This window comes from Halorubrum trueperi (assembly GCF_042662525.1).
Classification (GTDB): Archaea; Halobacteriota; Halobacteria; order Halobacteriales; family Haloferacaceae; genus Halorubrum; species Halorubrum trueperi.
The window spans coordinates 150,800-175,362 of the sequence record NZ_JBHSXI010000012.1 but is presented as its reverse complement, the minus strand read 5'-3'; the positions used below and the strand labels follow the sequence as shown (position 1 = coordinate 175,362).

The window sequence follows — 24,563 nt, the reverse complement described above, 5'->3', positions numbered from 1 at the left end:
ACCGACGCGCCCGTCTCAGAGCCCGAACGCGGCCGCGGCTTCCGACGCGGCCGAGAGGTCGAGATCGAGGGCCACGACGTGGGTATGAATCGCCCAGAAGGCCGCGAGCTCGATCGCGGTGACCACCACGGTGACGAGGTCCGCGTACTTGCTGCTGGTCGTCACGCCGGTCGGGAAGCCGTACTCCGCGTCCGACAGCGGGTGAAACAGCGCGATTCCGCGGCGACTTCCGACCACGTCGAGGATGTAGTGCGTCAACACGCCGATCCAGACGTACCGGAGGTTGCCGAAGACGATCGGGTACGCGAGGAAGATCCCGAGCACCGGAAGGCTGTGGAGCGTTTTGCGGTGGCGACCGAAGGCGGTGTCGACGTCCGGAAACAGCGCGCCCAACACGATCGGGACCGTAATTTGCGCGGTGGTCCGCGCCGTGGCCGCGTCGAGTCCCGGCTCGATGACGAAACCGAGTCCGAGAGCCAAGAGGAGAGCATTGAGAACGTGGCCGCGTTTGTTCATACGACGGGGTGGCCGTGACGGTAAGTGAACCCTCCGGATCGGGGACGCCGTACCCGGATATTGGCCCTCGATCGACACCGATCCGGCGGCCCGCGATCGACGCCGATCCGACTGTCCCGATCGACGCTATGCACCGGCCGAAAGAGCCACGGACCCCGACGCCGACGCGTCGGTATGGAGTACGAGGAGCCGAAGTTCTTCCACGTGATGCAGTACGCGGGGGCGGCCGACGGCGACGTCATTGACATGGTGAGCGGCAACCCAGACTGGGAACCACCGGGAGCGCTCCGGGAGGCGCTCCGGGAGTACGCCGGTCTCCCGCCGGACGTGTTCCAGTACCCGCCGAGCGAGGGGCTCCGCGAACTCCGCGAGGCGATCGCCGAGCGGCGAGGCGTCGACGTCGATCGGGTCGTCGTCACGAACGGGACGGGCGAGGCGAACTACCTCGCGATGGCGCGGGCGTTCGAGCGCGACGCTGGCGACGAGGCGCTGCTTTTGGACCCGGTCTACCCGTACTACCCCGGGAAGGTGCAGTTGCTCGGCGGGAAACCGACGCTCGTCCCGACCGACCGAGACGGCGGGCTTGACCCGGACGCGATCCGGGAGGCCGCGAGCGAGGAGACCGCGCTGATAACGCTCAATACCCCCAACAACCCGACCGGAGCGATCTACGATATCGACGCGGTCTGGGAGGTCGTCGCGATCGCGGACGAGGTCGACGCGCTCGTCCTCGTCGACGAGGTGTACGACCACTTCGATCTGACGGGAGAGTTCGAGTCAGCCTTGACGCTCGGGTCGGACCGGGTGATCGTCACGAACGGCTTCTCGAAGTCGATGGCGATCACGGGGTTCCGCGTCGGGTACGGGGTCTTCCCCGACGATCACGTCTTCGAGGCGAAGGCGCGGCACATGCTCGTGAACGTCGCCGGGCCGCGGCCCTCGCAGTACGCCGTGACGCACGCGCTCGCGGAGACCGACCCGGAGTACTTCGCGGAGTCCCGAGCGCTGCTCGCCGAGCGGGTCGACGCGTTCACCGACGCGCTCGACGCGGCCGGCGCAGAGTACAGCCGCCCAGAGGGCGCGTTCTACGTGCTCGCTCGCTTCGACGGCTTCCCCGGTACCATGGAGAACGTGAAGCGCCTGATCGACGAGGCGGGCGTCGCGGGGATGCCCGGCGACGCGTTCGGGACGGCCCGCGGCGACTGGATCCGGTTCGCGCTGGTGACGCCCCGGACCGTCGAAGCCGCCGAACGACTCGCGGATTACTTCGACGAGTGACACGGATCTGGATGCCGGAACGACAGCGGGACCGTCCGGTGTATTCAGGCGGAGTGGGCGGGTATCCGTGGGTGCGGTGTTACTAATGAGCGTGTCTCTGTCTGCGGAGCGGTAAACACTGCCAAAGCCCCAGCCGCTCGTTTATAAATCGTTGCTGGCGCGGTGAACACGTTCAAAGCCCCAGCCGCGACGAGCTCGCGGTTTCACCGCTCGCTACGAGGGTCTCCCTCCGGTCGCCCTCGCTACTCGCGCGACTCGCTGCGCTCCTCACTCGGTCGCTGACGCTCCTTCGCTGCGGTGTCGCCGGCGCGTAGCGCCGACGACTGCCCCTTTGAGTCCCACCCAACCGCACAGCCCCGCACCTCACGCCTCCCCAGCCTCGCGGCTCCCTACGGTCGCCGCGTCCAGCGAGAATCGAAGATTCTCTGGCAGCCGGCGCGTAGCGCCGGCGACCTCGCGGGCTCCTCGCGCTCGCTTATAAGCGAGCGCTCAGAGGCACGCCACCGCACCGCCACGATCATTTATAAGCAATCGTGGTCGTCGCGGTCTCACACCACCTTCGTCGAGACCGCGATTCCGGAGCCGACAGGGAGGATGGCCGTCTCGACGGCGTCGTCGGAGCGCACGGTGCCGACGTACTCCCCGATCCCTCGCGTCTCCTCGTCGACCTCGGGGTCGGGGAGGGGCGCGCCGTCTTCAAAGTGCGCGACGAGATCGGGGAAGTCGATGGGTCCCCGGGTGATGTTGTCGGCGACGATCGCGCCGCCAGTCCGGACCTTCGGGAGGACCGTCCGGTAGGCGTCCGCGTAGCGGTGTTTCTGGTGGTCGATGAGCACCACGTCGAAGGGCCCGTCGTACCGTTCGATGGTCTCCATCGCGTCGCCGACCTCGAAGGTCACCCGGTCGGCGTACCCGCCGTCGGCGGCGAAGGCGACGCCGCGCGTCGCCTCGTCCTCGTCGAACTCCGTGCAGATGACGGCGTCCGCGCCGCCACGCAGGAACCACGTGGCGGAGTAGCCGAACCCGGACCCGAACTCGAACACGCGCTCGGCGTCGGTCAGGCGAGCCAGAAGCCGGAGCACCGCGCCCGCCTCCGGTCCGATGGTGGGAAAGCCCCAGTCGTCCGCGAGCTCGGCCATCTCCGCCTGCGTCGCGGTGTGCTCGGGAGCCGTCGCGGCGAGGAATCGCTCGATGGGGTGAGAGCGGACGTCCATGCCGTCCGTTCGGTCGCGCGACACTTGAAACCGGTCGCCGGAACGGCGCAGCCAGAGATCCCTGCCGTCCCGCAACCATCGGTTGCTGGCATTCCGCGACTACCGGTCGCGATCAGCCGGCGCTGAAAACTGTTAAGTCGCGTTCCGCCGACTCGTTCAGTAATGTACGATCCTGACGAACTGGACGCGATCCGGGAGGCCAAGGAGTCGTGGGAGGCGGGGACCTACGGCGAGACGGTCGACCGGTTCGGCGAACGCAAGGAGACGTTCACCACCGACACGGGCGGGCAGGCGGTCGATCCGCTGTACACGCCGGCGGACGTCGCCGACCACGACTACCGGGAGGACGTCGGGAACCCCGGTGAGGAGCCGTACACGCGCGGCGTCTACTCGACGATGCACCGGGGACGGCTCTGGACGATGCGCCAGTACGCGGGGATGGGCACCGCCGCGGAGACGAACGAGCGCTTCAACTACCTCATCGATCAGGGCTCCTCCGGGCTCTCGATGGCGTTCGACCTCCCGACGCAGATGGGCTACGACTCCGACGCCGCGATGGCCGAGGGCGAAGTGGGGCGGTCGGGGGTCGCCATCGACACCCTCGACGACTTCGAGACCGTCTTCGGCGGGATACCGCTCGACGAGGTGTCCACGTCGATGACGATCAACGCCCCTGCCGGCGTCCTGCTCGCGATGTACGTGGCGATGGGCGACGAGCAGGGCGTCCCGCGCGAGCAGCTCCGCGGGACGATCCAGAACGACATCATGAAGGAGTACATCGCGCGGAACCTCTACATCTACCCGCCCGAACACTCGATGCGGCTCATCACCGACATTTTCGAGTTTTGCGCCGCCGAGGTCCCGAACTTCAACACTATCTCCATCTCGGGGTACCACATCCGCGAGGCGGGCTCAACCGCCGCTCAGGAGGTCGCGTTCACGCTCGGCAACGGGATCGAGTACGTTCAGGCCGCGATCGACGCCGGCCTCGACGTCGACGACTTCGCCCCCCAGCTCTCGTTTTTCTTCAACGCGCACAACAACATCTTCGAGGAGGCCGCGAAGTTCCGGGCCGCCCGTCGGATGTGGGCGCAGATCATGGAGGAGCGGTTCAACGCGGAAAATCCAAAATCGAAGCAGCTCAAGTTCCACACCCAGACCGGCGGTTCCACCCTGACAGCCCAGCAGATCGAAAACAACGTCGTGCGGGTCGCCTACCAGGCGCTCGCGGCCGTGCTCGGCGGCACACAGAGCCTCCACACGAACGGGAAGGACGAGGCGCTGGCGCTCCCCACCGAACAGTCGGTCCGGACCGCCCTCCGCACCCAGCAGATCCTCGCACACGAGTCGGGCGCGGCCGACACCATCGACCCGCTGGCCGGGTCGTACTACGTCGAGAGCCTCACAGACGGGATCGAGGAGGACGCCTTCGAGATACTGGAGGAGGTCGACCGCCGCGACGGCATGCTGGAGGCGGTCAAGAGCCAGTGGGTCCAGCGGCAGATCCAGGACGTCGCCTTCGACCGGCAGGAGGAGATCGAAGAGAGCGAGCGGATCATCGTCGGCGTCAACGAGTACGAGGTCGACGAGGAGCCAGAGATGGACTTAGAGGAGCTCGATCCGGAGCAGGAGCAGGCGCAGCGCGAACGGCTCGCAGAAGTGAAGGCCGACCGCGACGGCGACGCCGTCGACGACGCGCTCGCGTCGCTCCGCGAGGCCGTGCGTGGATCGGAGAACGTGATGCCCCACATCGTCGACGCCGTGAAGGCCTACGCGACGGTCCAGGAGGTCTCGGACGTGTTTCGCGACGAGTTCGGAGAGTACAAGCCTGGACGGTAAGTCGACAGGCCTACCGCAGCTGCACTGCCGTCCCGTACGCGAGGATCTCCGCGCCGTTGTCGGCTATCGAGGAGGTCGTGAACCGGACGTTTATGACGCCGTCTGCGTCGAGCGTCTCAGCCTCGTCGACCATCCGCGACTGCGCCTGATCGCGGGCGTCGGTCATCAGTTCGCTATACCCCTTCAGTTCGCCGCCCGCGAGATTGCGGAGGCTCTGGGTGATGTCGCGGCCGACGTTTCGAGCGCGGACCGTGTTCCCGCGAACGAGCCCGAGCGTCTCGACCACTTCCTTGCTGGCGATCGAGTCGGTGTTGGAGAGCTCCATACCAGCCCGATTTGGCGGCTCCAACTTAAATATCGACGATGATCGTCCGCTCGCGGTCCGGCCGCGTCGCCGATCTCAGTTCGCGCCGCGGACGACGTGGCCGTATTTCAGCAGCGCGACGAACACCGCGCCGCCGAAGGCGTTGCCGACCGTCGCCAGCACGAGGAATCCGACGTAGTCGGCGAGCGTGATCGCGGGCGAGACGAACAGCCCGAACAGCACCTCGACGTTGCCCGCGATCGAGTGCGGGAGGTGGAGAAGGCCGATGGTCCCGGTGACGATCAACACGAGGAGGATCCGGGCGGTCGTGTCTTGGGCCGCGGTCACGAGCCACGCCAGAAGTCCCATCAGCCACCCGGCGAAGACGCCGCCGACGAACAGCCACCGGAGGTCGTGATCGACCAGCTTCAACGCGATCGTCTCGAAGGACTGGGGGTCGACAACCCCCAGCTCGGGCATCAGTAGAGTCACGAGCAGCGTGAACAGCAGACCGCCGAGGATGTTCCCGACGTACACCAGTCCCCAGAGCCGTCCCAGCTGTCGGAGCGAAGCCTGTCGGTCGAGCACCGGGATCACCGCCAGCGTCGTGTGTTCGGTGAACAGCTCCGACCGGCCGATGATCACGAACATGAACCCGATCGAGTAGACGCTGGCGAGCAGGAGTTCGGTCGTGAGGTCACCGAAGCCCCCCGGCGAGAGCGTCAGTACCACCGCCATCATCAAGGGACCGAATCCGATGTCGAGCCCCGCCGACAACCCCGAAAGCAGCAGTCCGGACCGCTCCCGGTTCATCTCGTGGAGCCCGCTGTCGAGCAGCGAATCGAGGATGCTCCGCGAGGTCATCTGCTCCGTCGCCGCGTCGGATCGTGAGTCGGTCACGGTAGTTCCGTTCGAGTGCTCGGCTCGGCTGATACCCAAACCTTTGGGTAACGGGGATTCGGGAAGACGACAGGTCGGTCCCGTCCTTATAAGTCCTCGCTGGCGAACGGACCCCGTATGCGCTTCGATCACGTCGGCGTCGCGACGCGCGACGCCGCCGACCTCGCGGACCTGTTCGACGGACTGCTCGACGCGCCGATCGCCCACGAGGAGACGTTCGACGGCATGTCCGTCGTCTTCCTCGAACTCGACGGCGGCGGATACTTCGAACTCCTCGAACCGGCCGCGGGCGGCGCGATCGCCGACTACCTCGACCGCGAAGGACCGGGGATCCACCACGTCGCGCTTGCGACCGACGACCTCCCGGCGGCGCTCGACCGCGCTCGCGGCCTCGGCGTCGATCTCGTCGACGAGAAGCCGCGTCCCGGCGCGTGGGGCCACGAGGTCGCCTTTCTGCACCCGCGTTCGACCGGCGGCGTGCTCGTGGAGCTCGTCGAGCACTGAGGCGTGAGCGCCGCCCGCAACGACGAGACGGTTTAAGCCGCGGGGGTCCTATCTGCGAGCGTGTTCCGCGATCTCTCGCGACCGATCGAGACGGGCATGCCGACGTACCCCGGCGACCCCGACGTGACGATTTCGCCCGACGCTACCCACGCGGCGGACGGTTACGCGACGAGCGAACTCCGGATCGGAAGCCACGCCGGAACCCACGTCGACGCGCCGCGCCACACGCTCTCCGACGGGGACGGGATCGACGAGCGAGCGGTGGGCGAGTTCGCGTTCGACGCGCGGCTCGTCGACCCCGGTTCGCTCTCGGATCGCGAGCCAATCGAACCCGGGATGCTGCCCGAGTCGGACACGCTCGACGCTGTCGACCTACTCGTCGTCCGGACCGGCTGGGCGGCACACTGGGGAACGGAGCGGTACCGCGATCACCCGTACCTGACCGAGGCGGCTGCGGAGCGGTGTCGCGACCTCGGGGTCGGCGTCGGTCTCGACGCGTTCGGGCCGGACCCGACGCCGACCGGTTCGGCGGTGGACGGAGCGACCGGCGCGGGCGACCAGCCCGTCGGAACCCCGGCGCACGACGCGCTCTTCCGTGGAGGCCTGCCTATCGTCGAGAACCTGTGCGGGCTCGACGACCTCCCGGAGCGGTTCCGGCTGTACGCGTTCCCGCTCCGGCTTCGCGACGGAGACGGGTCCCCCGTGCGGGCGGTCGCTGAGTGGGACGAGTGAGCGCGACGTCTCGCTCGGGGAGGTGCGACGTCTCGCTTGGATCGGTGTGAGGCTCCGCTCCGGGAGTCGGCGGTTCCGGGGCAGACCAAACCCGTTTTAAGCGTCCGCGACGAACCGCGTTCCAAGGTAGATATCCATGGAAATGCCACGTCGTTTCAACACGTACTGTCCGCACTGTGACTCGCATCACGAGCACGAGGTGGAGAAGGTTCGATCGGGTCGAGCGACCGGAATGAAGCGGGACGCGCGCCAGCGACGCCGCGCGCTCGCGACGATCGGCAACGCCGGCGGGTACTCGAAGGTTCCCGGTGGCGACAAGCCGACGAAGAAGACCCACCTGAAGTACCGCTGCGGCGACTGCGGCAAGGCCCACATGCGCGAGGGCTGGCGCGCCGGTCGGCTCACGTTCCAGGAGTGAGCATGGCGGGAGACTTCCACCGCGTCGCTTGCGGCGACTGCGAGAACGAACAGGTCGTCTTCGGCAAAGCCTCCTCCACGGTGTCGTGTGCGGTCTGCGGCACGACGCTCGCGACCCCGACCGGCGGGGAGGCCGAGCTGCACGGCGAGATCGTCGAAACCGTTGAGGCGCGGTAACCGCCTCACCACCCCGTTATGAAGTACAGCGGCTGGCCCGAACCCGGCGAGCTGGTGGTCGGCGACGTCGACGAGATCGCCGACTTCGGCGTCTTCGTCGATCTCGACGAGTACGAGGACAAACGCGGCCTCTGTCACATCAGCGAGGTCGCCTCCGGCTGGATCAAGAACGTCCGCGATCACGTCCGCGTGGGGCAGACGGTCGTCGCCAAGGTGCTGGAGGTCGACGAGTCCGCCGGCCAGATCGATCTCTCGATCAAAGACGTCAACGAACACCAGCGCAAGGACAAGATACAGGCCTGGAAGAACGCGCAGAAGGCCGACAACTGGATGCTCATCGCGCTCGGCGAGGACGTCGACGACGACCGCTACACGGAGGTCGCCAACGCGCTCCTCGTCGAGTACGACTCGCTGTACGACGCCTTCGAGGCGGCCGCGATCAGCGGCGACGAGGCGCTCGACGAGGTCGAAATCGACGACGAGGCCCTCGATGCAATCGTCGAGGCCGCCCGCGACAACGTCTCGGTCCCGTACGTCGACGTGACCGGCTACGTCGACCTCGAATCGGCGGCCTCCGACGGCGTCGACGACGTGAAGGCCGCCCTCGAAGCGGCCGAGGGCGACGGCGAGATTCCCGACGGCGTCGACCTCGAAGTCGGCTACGTCGGCTCGCCCGAGTACCGAATCAAGGTCCGCGCACCCGACTACAAAACGGCCGAGGACCAGCTCGAGGCCGCCGCCGCCCGAGCCCGCGAAGCGATCGAGGCCGCCGGCGGCGTCGGCGGATTCCACCGCGAGCGACACGAGGACGACGAGTAGTCACCCGCGGTTGGCGTTTCGCCATTTAATTCTACAAATTCACCGTGAAATCAGATATCCGCGTCTGCGCGAACTGGGAGACCGTCCACGACCGTCCGGTGTACGCGCTCGGTGACCGATGCCCGGAGTGCGGCGGTCCGACCGAAAACAGCGCTCCCGCCCCCTTCAGCCCGGAGGATCCCTACGGCGAATACCGACGCCGGGCTCGTCGACGCACCGCGGAGTAGCGCGGTCGAGGTTCGCGTCGACGTTGCCGGTCGAGGTTCGCGTCGACGTTGCCGATGACGCCGTCGACGCGGCCGAGACGCCGCCCCGTCGCGACGCCGGAATAGCCACCCTCTTGTGAGCGCCCCTCGGACGGATCCGGTATGGAGGACATCGAGATCGACGAGGTCGCGGAACCGGCGCTCGACGACCCGGTTTTGATCGAGGGACTGCCGGGCGTCGGCCACGTGGGGAAGCTCGCCGCCGAGTACCTGCTGGAGGAGTTCGACGGGGAGCTGGTTCGTCGCGTGTACAGCACCGAGTTTCCGCCGCAGGTGAACGTCGACGGCGACGGGGTCGCCGAACTGACCTGCGCGGAGTTCCACGCGGTCGAGACGGACGGTGCCGACCTTCTCGTGCTGACCGGCGACCATCAGGCCGGCTCCAACGCCGGCCACTACCGGCTGACCTCGACGTTCCTCGACGTCGCGGAGGAGTTCGGTGCGGGGCGCGCGTTCGCCCTCGGCGGCGTGCCGACGGGCGAACTCGTCGAAGAGTACACGGTCCTCGGCGCGGTCTCCGGCGGCGGCCTCATCGACGAGCTGACCGACGCCGGCGTCGAGTTCCGGCCCGACGAACCCGCCGGCGGCATCGTCGGCGTCTCGGGGCTCGTGCTCGGGCTCGGCGGACGCCGCGGCCTCGACGCCGCGTGCCTGATGGGCGAGACGAGCGGCTACCTCGTCGATCCGAAGAGCGCGCGCGCCGTGCTGGAGACGTTGGAGACCCTGCTCGACTTCTCCGTCGACTACGAGAGCCTGGAGGACCGCGCCGAGGAGATGGAGGAAGTCGTCGGCAAGATCCGCGAGATGCAGGACGGGCCGGCGGTCCCGGACGACGACCTTCGGTACATCGGGTGAGCGGCCTGCCGCCGCGAACAGCGGTCCACGCGTCGGCTCGAAGCGGCCGACCGGCTCGAACTCCGGGGCCGTCGCGACCGTCGCACGCTCACCGCTTTCGGCACCGATAAACCGGTCCCCAACCATCGTTCGTGTATGACAGACGTACGCGTCGCGGGGGTCGGCCTCACGAGCTTCGGAAGCCACCCGGAGCGGACGGGCCGCGACCTCTTCGCGACGGCCGCGCTCCGGGCGTTCGAGGACGCCGGCGTCCCGCGCGAGGACGTCGAGGAACTGAACTACGGCAATTTCATGGGCTCGCTCTCCGAGCACCAGGGTCATCAGGCCCCGCTGATGGCCGAGGCGGCGGGCGTGCGCTGCCCGGCGACGCGCTACGAGGAGGCGTGCGCCTCGGCCGGAGTCGCCGTCCGCGAGGCGGTCCGAACCGTTCGCGCGGGCGACGCCGACGTGGTCCTCGCCGGGGGCATGGAACGGATGACGCACCTCCCGACCGCCGAGGCGACCGAGGGACTCGCCATCGCCGCCGACGACCTGTTCGAGGTCCGGGCCGGGGTGACGTTCCCCGGAGCGTACGCGCTGATGGCGAACGCGTACTTCGAGGCGTACGGCGGAAGCCGCCGCGACCTGGCGCACGTCGCCTCGAAGAACCACGAGAACGCGCTGCCGAACGAGTACGCGCAGTTCCGTCGGGCGGTGTCCGTCGCCGAGGCGATGGACGCGCCGCCGGTCGCCGAGCCCCTACACCTCTACGACGCCTGTCCGATCACCGACGGCGCAAGCGCGCTGGTGATCGTCTCGGAGGAGTACGCCGCCGAACGCGGCGTCGACGCGCCGGTCGCGGTGACCGGCGTCGGGCAGGGGACCGATCGGCTGGCGCTCGCCGACCGCGAGCGCCTCGCACGCACCGCCGCCGCGGACGACGCGGCCGAGACGGCGTACGCGGCGGCGGGCGTGGGGCCCGACGACGTCGACGTCGCCGAGGTCCACGACTGTTTCACCATCGCGGAGGTGTTCGCCGTGGAGTCGCTCGGGCTCGCCGAGCGCGGCGAGGGCATCGCAGCCGCCCGTGACGGCCTCACCACCGCGGACGGCGACGTGCCGGTGAATCTCTCGGGTGGTCTGAAGGCGAAGGGCCACCCTGTCGGAGCGACCGGCGGGTCGCAGATCGCGGAGCTGACCCGGCTCCTGCGCGGGGATCACCCGAACAGCGAGCACGTGGCGGACGCGGAGGTGGGCGTCGCCCACAACGCCGGCGGGACCGTCGCCAGCGCCGTCGTCCACGTGCTGGAGGTGGCGGAATGAGCGACGGCGAATACGGCGGTAAGGGCCCGGCCCCCGCCCGCAACGCCGGCTACGACGAGTGGCTCGACGCGCTCGCCGAGGGGGAGGGGTACGCGCTTGTCTGTCCTGACGGACACGGGTCTCTTCCGCCGCGACGGGTGTGTCCCGAGTGCGGGACGACCGACCTTCCGCGGGAGTCCCTCCCGGCTACCGGAACCGTCGAATCGTACACCGTCGTCCACGTTCCCTCGCCGCGGTTCGCCGACGACGCTCCGTACGTCACCGCGATCGTCGACGTCGGACCCGTCCGTCTCACTGGAGTGGTTCGCGGTGTCGCCTCCGAGGCGGCGGCCGTCGACGTCGGCGACTCGGTCGCGGTCGACGTCGCGGAGCGGGCGACCGACGGGGAGCCGCTCGTCGTATTCAGGCCGACCGACGGGACGTAGGAGTCTCGGCCGACGAGACGTAGGCGTCTCGACCGACGGGTCGCGGACGCTCGACCGACGGGCCGCGGGCGTGTGCTCGTCGACGATCCGCTTACGGTGTCAAAATAGTTATACCGCAGTCGTCAGTACCTTGGGCCATGGAAGACCGGATCCGCGTGCTCCACGTCGACGACGATCCGGACCTCACGGAACTGGTTTCATCGTTTCTCGAACGCGAAGACGATCGGATCGCCGTCGAGACGGCGTCGAACGCGACCGAGGCGCTCGCGTGGATCGCGGAACGGGACATCGACTGTATCGTCTCCGACCACGACATGCCGGGTCCGAACGGGATCGAATTCCTCGAAGCCGTTCGGGATCGAGACGCCGATCTCCCGTTCATCCTGTACACCGGAAAGGGGTCGGAGTCGGTCGCGAGCGAGGCTATCTCGGCCGACGTCACCGACTACATCCAGAAGGAGAGCGGCACCGAACAGTACGAACTCTTAGCGAACCGGATCGTCGACGCCGTCGAGAAATGCCGTCTCGAACGGGAAGCGGAACGAACCAAGGCGTTCGTCGAACACTCGAGCGACATCGTCTCGGTCCTCGATGCGGATGGGACGTTTCGGTACCTCAGCCCGTCAATCGAGCGAGTGCTCGGGTTCGAACCCGATGAACTGATCGGCGAGCACGCGTTCGAATACGTCCACCCCGACGATCGAGAGTCCGTCGTCGAGGTGTTTAACAGATCGCTCACCGACGTGACCGGAAACCCGACGGTGGAATACCGGCTTCGGTGTTCCGACGGCGGCTACCGGTGGGTCGAGTCCATCGGCAGTAACCGGCTGGACGAGCACGCGGTGGGGGGATACGTGATCAACACTCGCGACATCTCCAACCGGAAACGGCGCGAGGAGAAGCTGACGCAGCTCCGCGAATGGACGCACGGACTCAACTACACCCGAACGGTCGAGGAGACGACTCGGCTGGCCGTCGACGCGGTCGACGAGATCGTGGGCGCGGAGCTGAGCGGGATCCACCTCCTGAACGACGAGGGGGACGCGCTCGAACCGAACGCGCTCGCGGAGTCGGTCCCGGCGTTCTTCGACGAGCTTCCGTCCTACGACCGGGCCGCGCCGCCGGGGACCCGCGCGGCCCTCGCGTGGGAGGCGTACGCGAGCGACGAGCCGATCGCCATCGGCGAGCTGTCGACGTCGGGGCGGATCGACGAGGACACGCCCGCGGAGAGCCTCGTGCTCCATCCAATCGGCGGCCACGGGCTGTTCGTCATCTCGGCGTCGACCGCGAACGCGTTCACCGAGACGGACGTCCTCATCGCCGAGATCCTGGCGAACCACTTGGAGGCCGCCCTCGACCGCGTCGCCCGGGAGTCCCGGCTGGAGCGGCTCCACGACGCGACCCGAAGCCTGATCCGAGCGGGGTCGCGGGAGGAGATCGCGGACCGGGTCATCGACGCCGCCGATGAGGTGCTCGGGTTCTCGGTGGCGACCGTTCGCCTGTACGACGAGGATGCGGGCGGGCTCGTTCCCGTTGCAGTCTCGCAGATCGCGGACGACCTGCTTCCGCCCCGCGGGATCTTCACGCCGGATGACGGGAGCCTCAACTGGGGGGCGTTCGACGCGGGTGAGCCGGCGGTGTACGACGACATCGAGACCGCCGGCGCGCTTGACTCCGGAACCGGACTTCGAAGCCTCATGATCCTGCCGATCGGCGAGTACGGGACGATTTCCATCGGCGAGACGGAGGCCGGCGTGTTCGACGGGACCGACGAGTTCCTCGCGAAGATACTGGCGACCGCGGCGGAGACCGCGTTCCAGTCCGAGGCACGAACCAGGCGACTCCACCAGCGAAGCGCGGAACTGGAGCGACAGAATGACCGGTTAGAGGAGTTCGCCAGCGTCGTCTCGCACGACCTCCGGAACCCGCTGAATGTGGCGCAGGGGCGGGTCGAACTCGCGCGCGACGATTGCGACTCCGAACACCTCGACATCGCGCTGGCGGCCCACGAGCGGATGGACACGCTGATCGCCGATCTGCTCACGCTCGCCAGGGAAGGCGAGCGCGTGAACGAGACGCACCCGGTCCGGCTCTCCGCAGTTTTCGAGTCCTGTTGGGCGAACGTCGACACCGCAAACGCCGAGCTGATCGTCGAGCGGGATCTGACGTTCCGAGCCGACGAGAGTCGGCTCCAGCAGGTGCTAGAGAACCTGATCCGGAACGCCGTCGAGCACGGCGGCGACGACGTGATCGTGAGGGTTGGATCGCTCGACGGCGCGAACGGGTTCTTCGTGGAGGACGACGGACCCGGGATCCAGCCCGAGGAGCGCGAGACCGTCTTCGACGTCGGCTACTCGACTTCGGATGCCGGGACCGGCTTCGGGCTCCGCATCGTCGAGCAGGTGGCCGACGCCCACGGCTGGAACGTCGAAGTCACGGCGGAACGAAGCGGTGGCGCGCGGTTCGAGGTGACGGGCGTCGAGACCGTCGACTGATCGGTACGGACCGATCGCGGCCGTCGGAAGCCGTCGATCGGCGGCGTCAGTCGCGGACGAGCAGTTCGATCTCGTGGCCGTCCTGGTCTTTCGTGAACGCGTACCGGTGGTCACACGACTCTGGATCGCGGTAGTCGGACGCTTCGCGGACCATCAGCCGATCCCACGCCTCGTCGAGGTCCTCGACGCGGACACAGAGGTGTCCCCAGCCGTCGCCCATCGTGTATTCGCGGCCGTCGTAGTTGTAGGTGAGTTCGAGCGTCATCGCCTCTTGGGGGGCGTCTTCGGGGGCCACGAAGTAGTTCGAGAAGGTGTCTGCCTCCCAGCGGTCGCGGGCCTCCGAGTGCTCGAACTTACGAGTCCAGTAGCCGAGGGCCTCGTCGGCGTCCTCGACGCGGACCATCGTGTGGTCGATGCTCCACTTCGCGCCGTAGTCCCGCTTGACGATCTCGATCTCGTGGCCGTCGGGGTCTTTCACGAACGCGTAGCGGTTCCCGCAGGATTCCGGATCGCGATAGTCCTCGACGCCCTCGTCCAGCAGTTGATCGTACGACTCTTGGAGGGCGTCTTCGGGGACGCGAACGGCGATGTGGCCCCACGCGTCGCCGATCTCGTAGCTGTGGTCGCCGTGGTTGTAGGTGAGTTCGAGGCGCGCGCCGTCCTCGTGCATGTTCTCGGGCCCGAGGTAGACGTTCGTGAACGTGTCGGCCTCCCAGCGGCCCTTCTCCTCGTAGTTCAGGTGGGTCTGGTACCAGTCGAGGCTCTCCTCTAGGTCCTCGACGCGGATCATCACGTGGTCGAAGGTTCCGTCCATAACACCCAATAGATCGGTCGCTCGCCTCAAAAGCGTACTGAAGGCCGCGGATCGCGGTCGGTGGTTCGCGCGCCCCGCGAGCTACCCTTCCCGGTCGAACCGCTCCCGGTGAAGCGACTCGCGCTCGTCGAAGACGACGACGGCCATGTGCGGCTCTTCGTCGACCGCGACGGTCGTCTCGTCGCCGTCCGTCACCTCGTCGCCGTCGGCGTCCCACGGCCGTAGCCCGTCGCTCCCGGGTTCGACGACCACGTCGACGCGCTCGGTGTCGAGGGCGTCTCCGCCGGCGTGGGTGAACGTCACGTCCCCGCCGTCGTCCTCCTCGGCCGGGTCGAACGCCACCTCGAACGTCGCCTGCGGCGGGATTGCGTGCTCGGTCACGGTCCGAGTCTCGCCGCCGGCGGTCCACTCCACGGTCACCGCCGTCCCGGCCGACAGCTCGCCGAGCGAGAGCGTCTCGCCGCCGGTCAACTGATCCGCTTCGTCGGCCGGCTGCGCGTCGGCGGGTTCGCCGTCGACGAGGACCCGGAACGTCTCGGGATCGCGGCGGACCTCGCCGACGTAGCGGAGGGTCGTCCCCGCGCCGCCCTCGTCGGACTCGACGACGAATCCGCGGCGAGGCGACGCCGAGAAGTGTGCAATCGAGCTCGTCGCCGAGCCGTTCTCGAACTCGGTGTGGACGCTGACGATCACGGTGTCGTCCAGTCCGACGCCCTCGACCGTCACCGCGTCACCGGCCGTCAGCTCGTCGTACTCGGCCGCGAACAGGGACTCGCGCTCGCGATTCCGCGGCGAGCCCGGGCCGTTCGCCGAGATCCGCAGCCGCTCCGGATCGACCGATTGCTCGCCGACGTACTCGACGGACATCTCCTCTGCGGCGGCGTCGTAGCGCGCGGTCACCGCGTCGCGAGCCGTGGTCGTTCCGCCGAGGTGGTGCTCTCGCTGCCCGCCGACCCAGACGAGCCGCACCCGCGAGAGCGGCGGGACGGAAGCGGTGAAGGAGTCTCCGTCCCCGAATTCGTCCAGTTCGTCTTCGGGCTGCACCTGGGTCGGCTCCCGGCCGGCCTGCAGCTCCAGCTCCGACGCGGACAGCGCCCGCCCGCCCCGGTGGCGCACCTCAATTTCGCCGGCCTCCGGGTCGTAGTTGATCGACGCGCGCGTGTTCGGGACGACCTCCTGCTCGGCGACGACAACCGGGTCGTCGGGCTCGCGCCACTCGACCGCGACCGTGCTTCCCAGCGGGAGCTCGTCGAGCGCCACTTCGTCGCCGTCCGAAAGCGTGTCGTGTTCGTCGGCGAACTGCGCGTCGGTCGGCTCCCCGTCGACCAGCGTCACGAACGCGTCGGCGGGGCGGGACGCCTCGCCGCCGTACCGGACGACCGTCCCCGCCTCGGCGCGCGAGTGGATCCAGACGTGCGGCGGCGACGCGCGGTAGTGCGCGAGCGAACCGCCACCGACGCCCGGCGGGGTCTCCACGTCGAACTCCAGCCGCACGCGGTCGCCGATCGACACGTCCTCGACGGTGACCGCGTCGTCCGGTTCGAGCGTGCCGTCGGTGAACGATTCGCCGACCGTCCGGACGCCGTCGTCTCCGCGGTGTACCAGCCGGAGGTCGCTCGGATCGGCCGGGTTCTCGCCGTCGTAGGCCAGCTCCAGCGTCTCGTCCTCCATGTCGTAGGAGAAGGTGAACGCCTCGCGGTCGACGCGCCGGCGAGCGTACGTGTAGTAGGCGTTCTCCTCGGCGTCGAACCACCGCAGCGTGACGGTCCCGATCCGGCCGGTGTCGACGACGAACTCGTCGCCCGCCTCGAACGCCTCGCCGTCGAGGACCGCGTCGCTCACCTCCTCACCGTCGTGCCACACCTCGAGCGCGTCGGCTGGCACCGCGTCGCCCTCGCGGTGGTGAAACGTCACCGCGCCGGCCTCACGGTCGAACTGAGATCCGACGCGCGCGTCGGGAGCCGCCTCGCCGTCCAGCTCCGGTGGCGCTTCGACCACGACATCGACGAGGACCAGTCCGTCCGTCCGCGAGACGTCGGTCTCGACCGGCACGGCGGGGTCGACAGCGCGAACGAGCCGCTCGACCGCCTCGTCCGCGAGCGCGTTCGCCCCGCCCCCACTGTCGAGCGCGTCGCCGTCGGGCCGGATCACGTAGGCGTTCTCGGCGGTCCCCTCCAACCCGCGGAGGTCCTCCGGGGCCGTCTCGAAGCCGGCGGCGAACGCGTCGACCCCGCCAGAGACCGCCGACGGGAACGGCCCCTCTGCGGCGTCGGGGACGAGAAGAACCGTCTCGAACCCGCCGAGACGCGGGAGCGCCGCCTCGCCCAGCGGCCCCTCCGCGAGCCGGTCGACCTCGCCGACGGCGGCGCGGCCGGCCGTTCGAGCGGTCTCGACGCGCCGGTCGTCCCCGTCGTCTCTCGACGCGGCCCCGCCGCCGGATGCGGCCGGAGTCGGGCCGCCGCCGATCGTCGCCGCCGCCACGCCGTCGCCCGCGACGAACGCGGCCTCGCCGTCGTCCGCGAGCCGCCAGCCGGTCGGGAGGTCGTCCGTCGTTTCGGCGTCGCCGCCATCGTCTCCGCCCTCGCCGACCGCGAGCGTCTCCCCGCCGTCGATCCGGCCGAACGAGCCCGCCGCGGTCAACAGCCGGACCCCACGGTCGGTCGGCGCGATCGAGACCGTCGCCGACAGCGAGTCCGCGTCCACGTCGAGCGTCTCCGTGGCGGACCGGGCGCGATAGGACAGGTCCTCGGTCGCGTCGGCGTCGACGCGGTCGGCGATGACGGTCGCGTACGTCGTCGACAGCGCGTCCGCCGCCGGCACCGGAAGGAGCGCGTCGGCGAACGGTGCGGAGACGTCGACGTCGAGGTCGGTCGGCGCGTCATTCGAGCGCGAGCGGGCGTCCGCGTCGGTCGCGGGGTCGACGAAACCGGTCAGCGCGGCGAGCGTCAGGGCGCTTCCGCCGAGGAAGCCCCGTCTGGAGGGTCGTACCATGGCCGGCGATACAGACGCGCGTGGTAAAAGAGCACGGGAGACACAAACCGACGTTGTAGGTATCGGGAGCGCGGGTCGCTCCCGAGCGGACCGATCGGTTCCCCCTCGTCTCGGACACTCCCCCTCGTCTCGGACACTCCCCATCGTCTCTACCGCTTCCGATAGGCACTTCGCGCGCGGCGTCGACGGTGCGGGTATGCAACCGACGTACCTCCCGTACGCCCTTCTCGCGATGGCCGCGTACGCGTTGGTCTCGCCGTTGATGCGGGTCGCGACCACGGGACCGGACGCGGTTCCGAGCGACGTCGCCGTCGTGGTCTCGAACGTCCTGCTCGTCGGCATGGCGCTCGGCGTGCTCGCGTACACGAATCAGGGGTTCACCGCGCACCTCGGCTCGCCGAAGATCGCGTACGTGCTCGCGGCGGGCGTGTTCCTCGGCATCGGGATCCTCGCGCTGTACCGCGCGCTCGCGCTCGGTCCAGTGAGCGTGGTGACGCCGATCTTCGCGATGTTCCTGGTGTTCTCCTCCGTCATCGGCTTCCTGGTTCTGGGAGAGTCGTTCACCGTGCGGAAGGCGCTCGGGATCGCCCTCGCCGCCGCGTCGGTGTACCTCGTTTCCGGGGCGTGATCCACGGCGTCGCCGCTCGTCAAGCGAGCTGTCGACCACGACCCGGAAACGCACGTCGAGCGCCGCACCTCGCGGCCGATCCGGAAACGCCCGCCGCGTGACGAAATCCCTTTACTACCGACGGAGAAAGGCCCGTATCCGCAGTGGCCCGCCTTCCGAACCCCTTCCGTGCCGCGATATGCTACATCGGTTTCGCCCTCGCCAGGGCGGGATTGATCGACCGTCACCGGGTGGTTCGGACGGCGGACCTCGCGTGGCCGCGGATCGTCACGGGGATCGCCCGGATGTCGAAGAACGCGGTCGACGTGGCGATGGTGGGCGTCGCGGTCGGCACCAGCGCGGTCGCCGGCGTCGGCTTCGCCGGCCCCTACTGGGGGCTCGCGTTCGCGATCGGCGGCGGGGTCGCCGGCGGAACCATCGCGTTGGTCTCCCAGCGATACGGTGCAGAGGCGTTCGCCGAGCTCGGTGACGCCGTCCGGGCGAGCGTCCTCCTCGTCGTGCTGGTCACCGTTCCGGTCTCGGTCGCGTTCTGGTCGCACTCGACCGCCCTCATCGACGTCCTGAGCAGCAACGAGCGAGCGATCGAGCTGGGAGCGGCCTACCTGCGCGTCGTCGGTCTCGGCGTCCCCTTCGCGGCGTTGAACCTCGTCGGGAGCCGGGTGCTCGTCGGCTGCGACGACGCCTACACCGCGATGCAGGTCCGCGCCGGCGGCGCACTCGCGAACATCGTGCTCAGCGCCCTCTTCATCTTCGGATTCGGGTGGGGCGTGGAGGGCGCGGCCCTCGGGACCGTGCTCTCGAACGTCGCGGCCGCCGCGGCGTTCGCGGGTGGCCTCGCGTGGGGACGACTCCCCGGTCTCGGCGAGTTTCCGATCTCGATCGACCCGTTCGGCTCGTACCTGAACCCCGAGATGCTCCGGGACCTCGTCGAGATCGGGCTCCCGGTCGGCGCTCGGAACCTCGTGTGGACCGTCGCGGAGTTCCCGATGTTAGCCATCCTCGACGTGTTTGGCGAGAACACCGTCGCGGCGTTCGTCATCGCGCGGCGCATCTGGGGGATCATGAACGCCCCTGGCTGGGGCTTCGGACTCGCCTCCTCCAGCCTGGTCGGGCAGGAACTCGGCGGCGAAGACCCCGCGGAGGCGGCGGCGTACGCACGCGATATCATCCGGTTCTCGGTGGCGACGTACGTGGTGTTCGCGGCGCTCACGGCGGTCTTCGCGACCGACATCGTCACCCTGTTCGCCGAGACGCCGGACAGTCCTGAGATACCGATCGCCGTCGACCTCGTGTACGCGGCCTGCGTCGCCGTCGTCTTCCAAGGCGTCTCGGGCGGTGCGGCCGGTCCCCTCGACGCGGCCGGCGACACCAAGATCCCCTTCGCGAGCCAGTTTCTCGGGATGTTCTGCGTGTCGATCCCGCTCGCGTACGTCGGCGCATACGACACGACGCCGGCGATCGACGTGCCGCTCACGGGACTCACGATCCCCGAGATCGCGCTGCCCGCGATCGGGTTGTGGGGCCTCTACCTGGCGTTTCTCGCCGAGACGACGATACCCGCCGCGATCAACTACTGGCGGTTCCGCTCCGGCAAGTGGAAGGCCATAAGCGAGGCGTACCGACCGGACGCATCCGCGGACGGCTGAGCGCGAAGGGCCCGAACGGAGCACGGCTCGCGATGAGGCCCGACCGGGTAACTCCGCTTACGGTGCTGGAACCGGTTTTTTATATTCCGTCGGTGAACCGGCATCTATGAGCGACGCCGGTGACGCATCCCCCGATTCCTTTGACTGGAAAGAAAGTGCGCTCGTGAACGAGGCTGCCGACGACGCTGACCGTTCGGTGACCTTCGACGAGGACTTGTGGTTAGATAGGCTGGCCCGGCAAATCGGATTCGGCTGGATCGCCGACCGATTACCGGGCCAGATACGGCCGTCGTACCTGTACGCTATCGTGATGATTCTCGGCATCGAGATCGCGTTGCAGGGACGATCCTACCTGGTTTCGGGTACGGCACACATCTTTCAGAACCCGTTCTTCATTCTCCAGCCAATCGGGCTACTCGGCGCGGTGTACGGCTCACGGGCGCTATGTGAGCGGTATCAGCAGGTGATGGAGGAAATGAACATTTCGGAGCGAGCCAGTTCCCCCGAACGGCTGATTCGTATCGTGCCGAACTGGCTTCCGTGGGGACTGTTCCTTGGAACGGTCAGCGTGCCCTATATCCGGATGCTCTCGCTCGGTGGGCCGGTTGCTGTGTACCGTGACTACGGACTTTCGGGGTTCCTCGGATTCACAGTCGCAAACCCGATCTGGTTGAGTATGGCCGCTCAGTTTTTCGCGATCTACCTCTCGATCGTTCTCATCGCACCGTGGCGTCTCTGGAAATCCGACATCGGGATCCACTTTCTCGACCCCGAACAACTAGGCGGACTTCGGCCGCTCGGAGAGCTCATCAAACACGCGTATTACTATATGGTCGCTGGACTGATCATCGTCGCACTCATCGTCTATGAGCCGATGCTCTCAGATCCGACGGTCGAAGTGACGGCGGCGACGAACCTGTTTTTCACGCTCGCGTGGGTCGGAACGATCGCGACGATCGGATTCGGCGTCTTCATCCTTCATCGGTTCATGCATCGGGAGAAACGACGCGAACTACGCCGGTTAGAGGAGGTCAGAAAACGGTACACAAACAACCCGTGGGACATCGCGACCTACACCGTCTCACAGGACAAGGAAGACGTCGTCGAGGAAATCAGACATCGAATGAGCATCGTGAGCGAAACTAACGAGTATCCAGCAACGTTCTCCATCTGGTCACAGCTCCTGATCAGTATCGTACTTCCGAAGGCCGTTCAACTGTTCATAACCAATATATGAGCGAAGCCAGACGTTGGCGGTCGTACACGTTTGCGGGGCGCTGTTGAAATCCGCTTTTTCTGGTACATTCTCGTCCGAAACAGCCGGTCGCTGAACGGTGGCTCCTGATCGATTTCGGGAGTATGGATCTCACTGCGTTGGAGTCGGCGTTTATAAGTGCTCGAATGTGGTTTCTGGCGGCTGTTTATATATCGTTGACTCCGAGGTGAATCGCGGTGTCTGAGGCATTGATTGTTTATAAATCGTTGCTGGGGCGGTGAACTCCTCCAAAGCCCCAGCTGCGAGGCGGGCGCACGCTCGCTGTCGCCCGAAAATCGAAGATTTTCGGGATGACGAGAGAGCAAAGCTCTCTCGAACCACGCACTTCAGTCGCTCATTTCACTCGCTCCCTCCAGTGCTTACGTCGTCATCAGAACGCTTTGCGTTCTGATTGGCTCACGAGAGCTCTGCTCTCGTGAACGCCTGCGCCCGCCTCGCAGCTGCCCCTTTGAGTCCCACCCCACACCGCAACCGCCCCGCACCTCACGCCTCCCCAGCCTCGCGGTTCGCGCTCTCCGAGCGCTCACCGCGTCCCTCGCGGGCTCCTCGCGCCCTAACGGGCGCTCGGAGGCACGCCACCGCCTCGATCATTTATAAGCAATCGTCGCTGCGGGGGTTCTCTTTTAAATATCACGTCGCTAACGACGATCTCCGATCCCCACTCCCAAAATAGCTCACCACGCCGCGCGCAGGACCCCCTCGATCGCCGCCGGCGTCGCGTCGAGCCCGTCGGGCGCGCGGCTCATACACCAGTCGTCGACGACGTACTCGGCGATCGCGGGGAGGTCCGCCTCGTCGGTTTCCGGAAGGTCTCGAAGCCGGGACGGGACGGCGAGGTCGTCTCTGACCGCCGCGACCGCCTCGACGACGCCCTCGGCGACCGCCTCGTCCGACCGGCCCTCGGCGTCGACGCCGAGCCCGGCCGCGAGCGCGCGGCGGCTCGCGTCGACCTCGTCGAAGAGGTACGCGAGGACGTGCGGGGCGACGACGGCGTGCACGTCGCCCTGCTGGAGGTCGTACCGTCGCGCGAAGCCGTGGCCGAACGCGTGGATGACCGAGATCTTCCGGTCGAGCTGCACGAGCAGCGCGCCGACTACAGCGCGGTCCATCGCGGCCGCGGGATCGGCGTGTGCGCGATCGCCGGCGACGACGGGCAACGAGTCGCGGAGGAGCCGCAGTCCGTGGAGTGCGGCCGCGTCGCTCACGGGCGTGGCGTCGGCGGCGTAGGGCGTCTCGATCCCCTTGTCGAACCCGTTCATCGCCGAGCCCGCGAGCACCGATTCCGGCGTCGTCTCGAACAGCGCCGGATCCGCGAGGTCCGCGATCGGCATCGGCGCGTCGCCGCTGACGGTCAGCGGCTGACCGGTCGGCGACGCGTCGGCCGCGAGCACCTCCAGTGACCCGCCGGTCGAGAGGTCCGCGCCCGCGAACGTCGTCGGGATTACCACGACCGGGAGCGCCGGGTCCGACTCGGGCGCGAGCTCGCCGAGAGCGTCCGGACCGGCTTCGGCGTCGCCGCGGAGGTCGGCGAGGTCGCGGCCGTCCGCGTCGAGCATCGGTGCCTGCCGAGCGGTGTCGAGGCTGCTGCCGCCGCCCACAGCGACGAGGACGTCGGCACCGACCTCGGCCCGCCGGTCGAGGAGATCGAAGGCACTCTCGACGCGCTTGTCCGGCGTCGTCCCGGCGAAGACGCCCGCCAGACGGTCGCCCAGTCCTTCCCGGATCGGGTCCAGCAGGTCGTCGTTCGCACCGACGTTCGACCCGCAAACGACGAGCGCGTCGGTCAGGTCCCGCTCGCCGAGGTACTCGCCGAGGTCACCGATTCGGCCGCGACCGTACAGGATCTCACAGCCTCGGTAGTCGTGTTCGAAGGCGTCTGCGATCGGTAGCATGGGACGGCGATACGCCGGGGAGCGGTTTGTAGCTGTGGGAGCAGTCGCCGGAGCCGAGTACGGTGACCTCGGCACACCCCCAAAGAGCCAACCCGCTGGAGGACGCAGGTCTCGATACGGTTGACACCGACCGCTCCCACCATGCGCGCGTTCTCCCCGCTCCCGACGGTCACCGACGGTGCCGCGCCGGACGACCTCCTCCGGGGCCACCTCTGGATCCTCGAACTGATCGACGGGACCGGCCTCCGGTTTCGGATGGACGAGACCGGACTGCTCCGGTTCGGCGACCCGAAGGCGACGTACGCGGACGACGGGGAGGTCCCGCTCGAACTCCGACCCGCGGTCCGCCACGTCCGGGAGGAGTTCGACCGAGAGGCGCTCCGCGCCGCCGTGAACGATCCCGAAGGGATCACCTTCTTCGGCGTCGCAACCCACCGCCGCGGGACCGACTACGACTGGGCTCGCCTCCCGCCGTTCCTCGGGACCGACGTGTACGCGGAAGACGTGGATACGGAGGACGTGGACACAGCGGACGTGTCCGCGGAGGATGCGAAGGGCCGCGAGGGCGCGTTCCGCCCGCCGGACGCCGCCGCGGCGATATTCGAGGGTGTGGGGCTCGCGCCCGTCGACGCCGTCGAACGAGAGGTGAACGCCCGCGACTTCGATCCGGACGCATACGCGATCCCGGACTCGGCGTGGCGAGACGGTCCCGCCGCCGGCGTCGTCGTCCGGAACAAGCGCGGCGGACGGGGAAAAATAACGGGAGAAATCGGGACCGAACCGGCGAACGACGGCGAACCCGCGAACGGCGGCAAACCGGCGAATGACGACGAATCGATCGCCGCCGCCGACGACCCGGACGCGCTCGTCGAGAGCCACGCGACCCGGGAGCGCTTCGATCGGGTCGTCGCTGCCATCGAACGGCACGGCGACCCGGTGACGGTGGATTCGCTCACGGACCGGATCGTCGAATCGCTCGCTCGCGAGACCCCTGTCAGCCTCGGCGACGGAACCCGAGCGAGCGTCGATCCGGAGGGAATCCGATCGGCCGTGGTCCCACGGGCACAGTCGTTCATCGACGATCGGACCGACGAGTGGTGATTCGACATCGACGATACTCGGTCGCCATGCCCCGAAATTGACGATAGGCTACCGGTCAGATCATCGACGATAGGCTGACGGTCAGACTGAAAGACCATCGACGATAGGCTGTCGATTAGACAGACCAACGACGATAGGCTGTCGATTAGACAGACCAACGACGATAGGCTGT

General features: G+C 68.0%; 23 protein-coding genes. 16 read left to right on the top strand and 7 right to left on the bottom strand.

The window, feature by feature from the left end; translation table 11 throughout:
* Positions 1–15: 15 nt before the first annotated feature.
* Positions 16–516, bottom strand: a complete 501-nt coding sequence (locus ACFQEY_RS11365; RefSeq protein ID WP_379768581.1) for a metal-dependent hydrolase — start codon at positions 514–516, stop codon at positions 16–18.
* A 174-nt stretch (positions 517–690) separates the two neighbouring features.
* Here ACFQEY_RS11365 and ACFQEY_RS11360 point away from each other — a divergent pair, with 174 nt between their 5' ends.
* Positions 691–1,794 (top strand): pyridoxal phosphate-dependent aminotransferase, encoded by a 1,104-nt coding sequence (locus tag ACFQEY_RS11360; protein ID WP_379768579.1) that lies wholly within the window; start codon positions 691–693, stop codon positions 1,792–1,794.
* Positions 1,795–2,342: 548 nt separating this feature from the next.
* On the opposite strand, the gene ACFQEY_RS11355 is transcribed toward ACFQEY_RS11360, so the two are convergent.
* On the bottom strand, positions 2,343–3,008 hold the full coding sequence (locus tag ACFQEY_RS11355) for an O-methyltransferase (protein WP_379768577.1): 666 nt from the start codon (positions 3,006–3,008) through the stop codon (positions 2,343–2,345).
* A 162-nt stretch (positions 3,009–3,170) separates the two neighbouring features.
* On the opposite strand from ACFQEY_RS11355, the gene ACFQEY_RS11350 reads away from it, so the two are divergent.
* On the top strand, positions 3,171–4,847 hold the full coding sequence (locus ACFQEY_RS11350) for an acyl-CoA mutase large subunit family protein (protein WP_379768575.1): 1,677 nt from the start codon (positions 3,171–3,173) through the stop codon (positions 4,845–4,847).
* A 10-nt stretch (positions 4,848–4,857) separates the two neighbouring features.
* Here the strand turns inward: ACFQEY_RS11350 and ACFQEY_RS11345 are convergent, their stop codons facing one another.
* Together ACFQEY_RS11345 and ACFQEY_RS11340 are read right to left on the bottom strand one after the other, a co-directional pair.
* Positions 4,858–5,172 (bottom strand): YbjQ family protein, encoded by a 315-nt coding sequence (locus ACFQEY_RS11345; protein WP_379768573.1) that lies wholly within the window; start codon positions 5,170–5,172, stop codon positions 4,858–4,860.
* Between the two features lie 75 nt (positions 5,173–5,247).
* Positions 5,248–6,051 carry a formate/nitrite transporter family protein gene (locus tag ACFQEY_RS11340; protein ID WP_379768571.1) on the bottom strand — a complete coding sequence of 268 codons (804 nt, stop codon included), beginning with the start codon at positions 6,049–6,051 and terminating at the stop codon, positions 5,248–5,250.
* Positions 6,052–6,168: 117 nt separating this feature from the next.
* Between ACFQEY_RS11340 and mce the strand changes: the two genes are divergently transcribed.
* From mce to ACFQEY_RS11290, 10 genes are all read left to right on the top strand, one after another.
* A complete protein-coding gene (gene mce, locus ACFQEY_RS11335) occupies positions 6,169–6,555 on the top strand; it encodes a methylmalonyl-CoA epimerase (RefSeq protein ID WP_379768569.1) in 387 nt (128 codons plus the stop codon).
* 60 nt (positions 6,556–6,615) lie between these two features.
* Entirely contained in the window at positions 6,616–7,287 is a 672-nt protein-coding gene (locus tag ACFQEY_RS11330; protein ID WP_379768567.1) for a cyclase family protein, read from the top strand.
* Positions 7,288–7,423: 136 nt separating this feature from the next.
* Positions 7,424–7,705 (top strand): 50S ribosomal protein L44e, encoded by a 282-nt coding sequence (locus tag ACFQEY_RS11325; RefSeq protein ID WP_004595867.1) that lies wholly within the window; start codon positions 7,424–7,426, stop codon positions 7,703–7,705.
* A 2-nt stretch (positions 7,706–7,707) separates the two neighbouring features.
* Positions 7,708–7,881 (top strand): 30S ribosomal protein S27e, encoded by a 174-nt coding sequence (locus tag ACFQEY_RS11320; RefSeq protein WP_004595868.1) that lies wholly within the window; start codon positions 7,708–7,710, stop codon positions 7,879–7,881.
* A gap of 18 nt (positions 7,882–7,899) precedes the next feature.
* Positions 7,900–8,700 (top strand): translation initiation factor IF-2 subunit alpha, encoded by an 801-nt coding sequence (locus ACFQEY_RS11315; protein ID WP_379768565.1) that lies wholly within the window; start codon positions 7,900–7,902, stop codon positions 8,698–8,700.
* Between the two features lie 44 nt (positions 8,701–8,744).
* The gene (locus ACFQEY_RS11310; RefSeq protein ID WP_379768563.1) at positions 8,745–8,927 is read left to right on the top strand and encodes an RNA-protein complex protein Nop10; all 183 of its coding nucleotides are present in this window, start codon (positions 8,745–8,747) and stop codon (positions 8,925–8,927) included.
* A 141-nt stretch (positions 8,928–9,068) separates the two neighbouring features.
* A complete protein-coding gene (locus tag ACFQEY_RS11305) occupies positions 9,069–9,821 on the top strand; it encodes a proteasome assembly chaperone family protein (RefSeq protein ID WP_379768561.1) in 753 nt (250 codons plus the stop codon).
* Between the two features lie 135 nt (positions 9,822–9,956).
* Complete coding sequence (locus ACFQEY_RS11300) at positions 9,957–11,123, top strand: thiolase domain-containing protein (RefSeq protein ID WP_379768559.1); 1,167 nt, start codon at positions 9,957–9,959, stop codon at positions 11,121–11,123.
* Complete coding sequence (locus ACFQEY_RS11295) at positions 11,120–11,548, top strand: Zn-ribbon domain-containing OB-fold protein (RefSeq protein ID WP_379768557.1); 429 nt, start codon at positions 11,120–11,122, stop codon at positions 11,546–11,548. The genes ACFQEY_RS11300 and ACFQEY_RS11295 overlap by 4 nt, the downstream gene beginning before the upstream one ends.
* A gap of 137 nt (positions 11,549–11,685) precedes the next feature.
* Entirely contained in the window at positions 11,686–14,043 is a 2,358-nt protein-coding gene (locus ACFQEY_RS11290) for a hybrid sensor histidine kinase/response regulator (RefSeq protein ID WP_379768555.1), read from the top strand.
* 46 nt (positions 14,044–14,089) lie between these two features.
* On the opposite strand, the gene ACFQEY_RS11285 is transcribed toward ACFQEY_RS11290, so the two are convergent.
* Together ACFQEY_RS11285 and ACFQEY_RS11280 are read right to left on the bottom strand one after the other, a co-directional pair.
* Positions 14,090–14,857, bottom strand: coding sequence for a VOC family protein (locus ACFQEY_RS11285; protein ID WP_379768553.1), 768 nt, complete (start codon positions 14,855–14,857; stop codon positions 14,090–14,092).
* Between the two features lie 81 nt (positions 14,858–14,938).
* Positions 14,939–17,848, bottom strand: a complete 2,910-nt coding sequence (locus ACFQEY_RS11280) for a hypothetical protein (protein ID WP_379768551.1) — start codon at positions 17,846–17,848, stop codon at positions 14,939–14,941.
* A gap of 196 nt (positions 17,849–18,044) precedes the next feature.
* Between ACFQEY_RS11280 and ACFQEY_RS11275 the strand changes: the two genes are divergently transcribed.
* The 3 genes from ACFQEY_RS11275 to ACFQEY_RS11265 all read left to right on the top strand — a co-directional run bounded on the left by ACFQEY_RS11275 (position 18,045) and on the right by ACFQEY_RS11265 (position 21,359).
* Positions 18,045–18,476 (top strand): EamA family transporter, encoded by a 432-nt coding sequence (locus ACFQEY_RS11275; RefSeq protein ID WP_379768549.1) that lies wholly within the window; start codon positions 18,045–18,047, stop codon positions 18,474–18,476.
* 143 nt (positions 18,477–18,619) lie between these two features.
* Complete coding sequence (locus ACFQEY_RS11270) at positions 18,620–20,122, top strand: MATE family efflux transporter (RefSeq protein WP_379768547.1); 1,503 nt, start codon at positions 18,620–18,622, stop codon at positions 20,120–20,122.
* A gap of 106 nt (positions 20,123–20,228) precedes the next feature.
* The gene (locus ACFQEY_RS11265; RefSeq protein WP_379768545.1) at positions 20,229–21,359 is read left to right on the top strand and encodes a hypothetical protein; all 1,131 of its coding nucleotides are present in this window, start codon (positions 20,229–20,231) and stop codon (positions 21,357–21,359) included.
* A gap of 713 nt (positions 21,360–22,072) precedes the next feature.
* On the opposite strand, the gene ACFQEY_RS11260 is transcribed toward ACFQEY_RS11265, so the two are convergent.
* Complete coding sequence (locus ACFQEY_RS11260) at positions 22,073–23,290, bottom strand: iron-containing alcohol dehydrogenase family protein (RefSeq protein ID WP_379768543.1); 1,218 nt, start codon at positions 23,288–23,290, stop codon at positions 22,073–22,075.
* A gap of 141 nt (positions 23,291–23,431) precedes the next feature.
* Between ACFQEY_RS11260 and ACFQEY_RS11255 the strand changes: the two genes are divergently transcribed.
* Positions 23,432–24,391 carry a hypothetical protein gene (locus ACFQEY_RS11255; protein ID WP_379768541.1) on the top strand — a complete coding sequence of 320 codons (960 nt, stop codon included), beginning with the start codon at positions 23,432–23,434 and terminating at the stop codon, positions 24,389–24,391.
* The last annotated feature ends 172 nt before the right edge of the window (positions 24,392–24,563 follow it).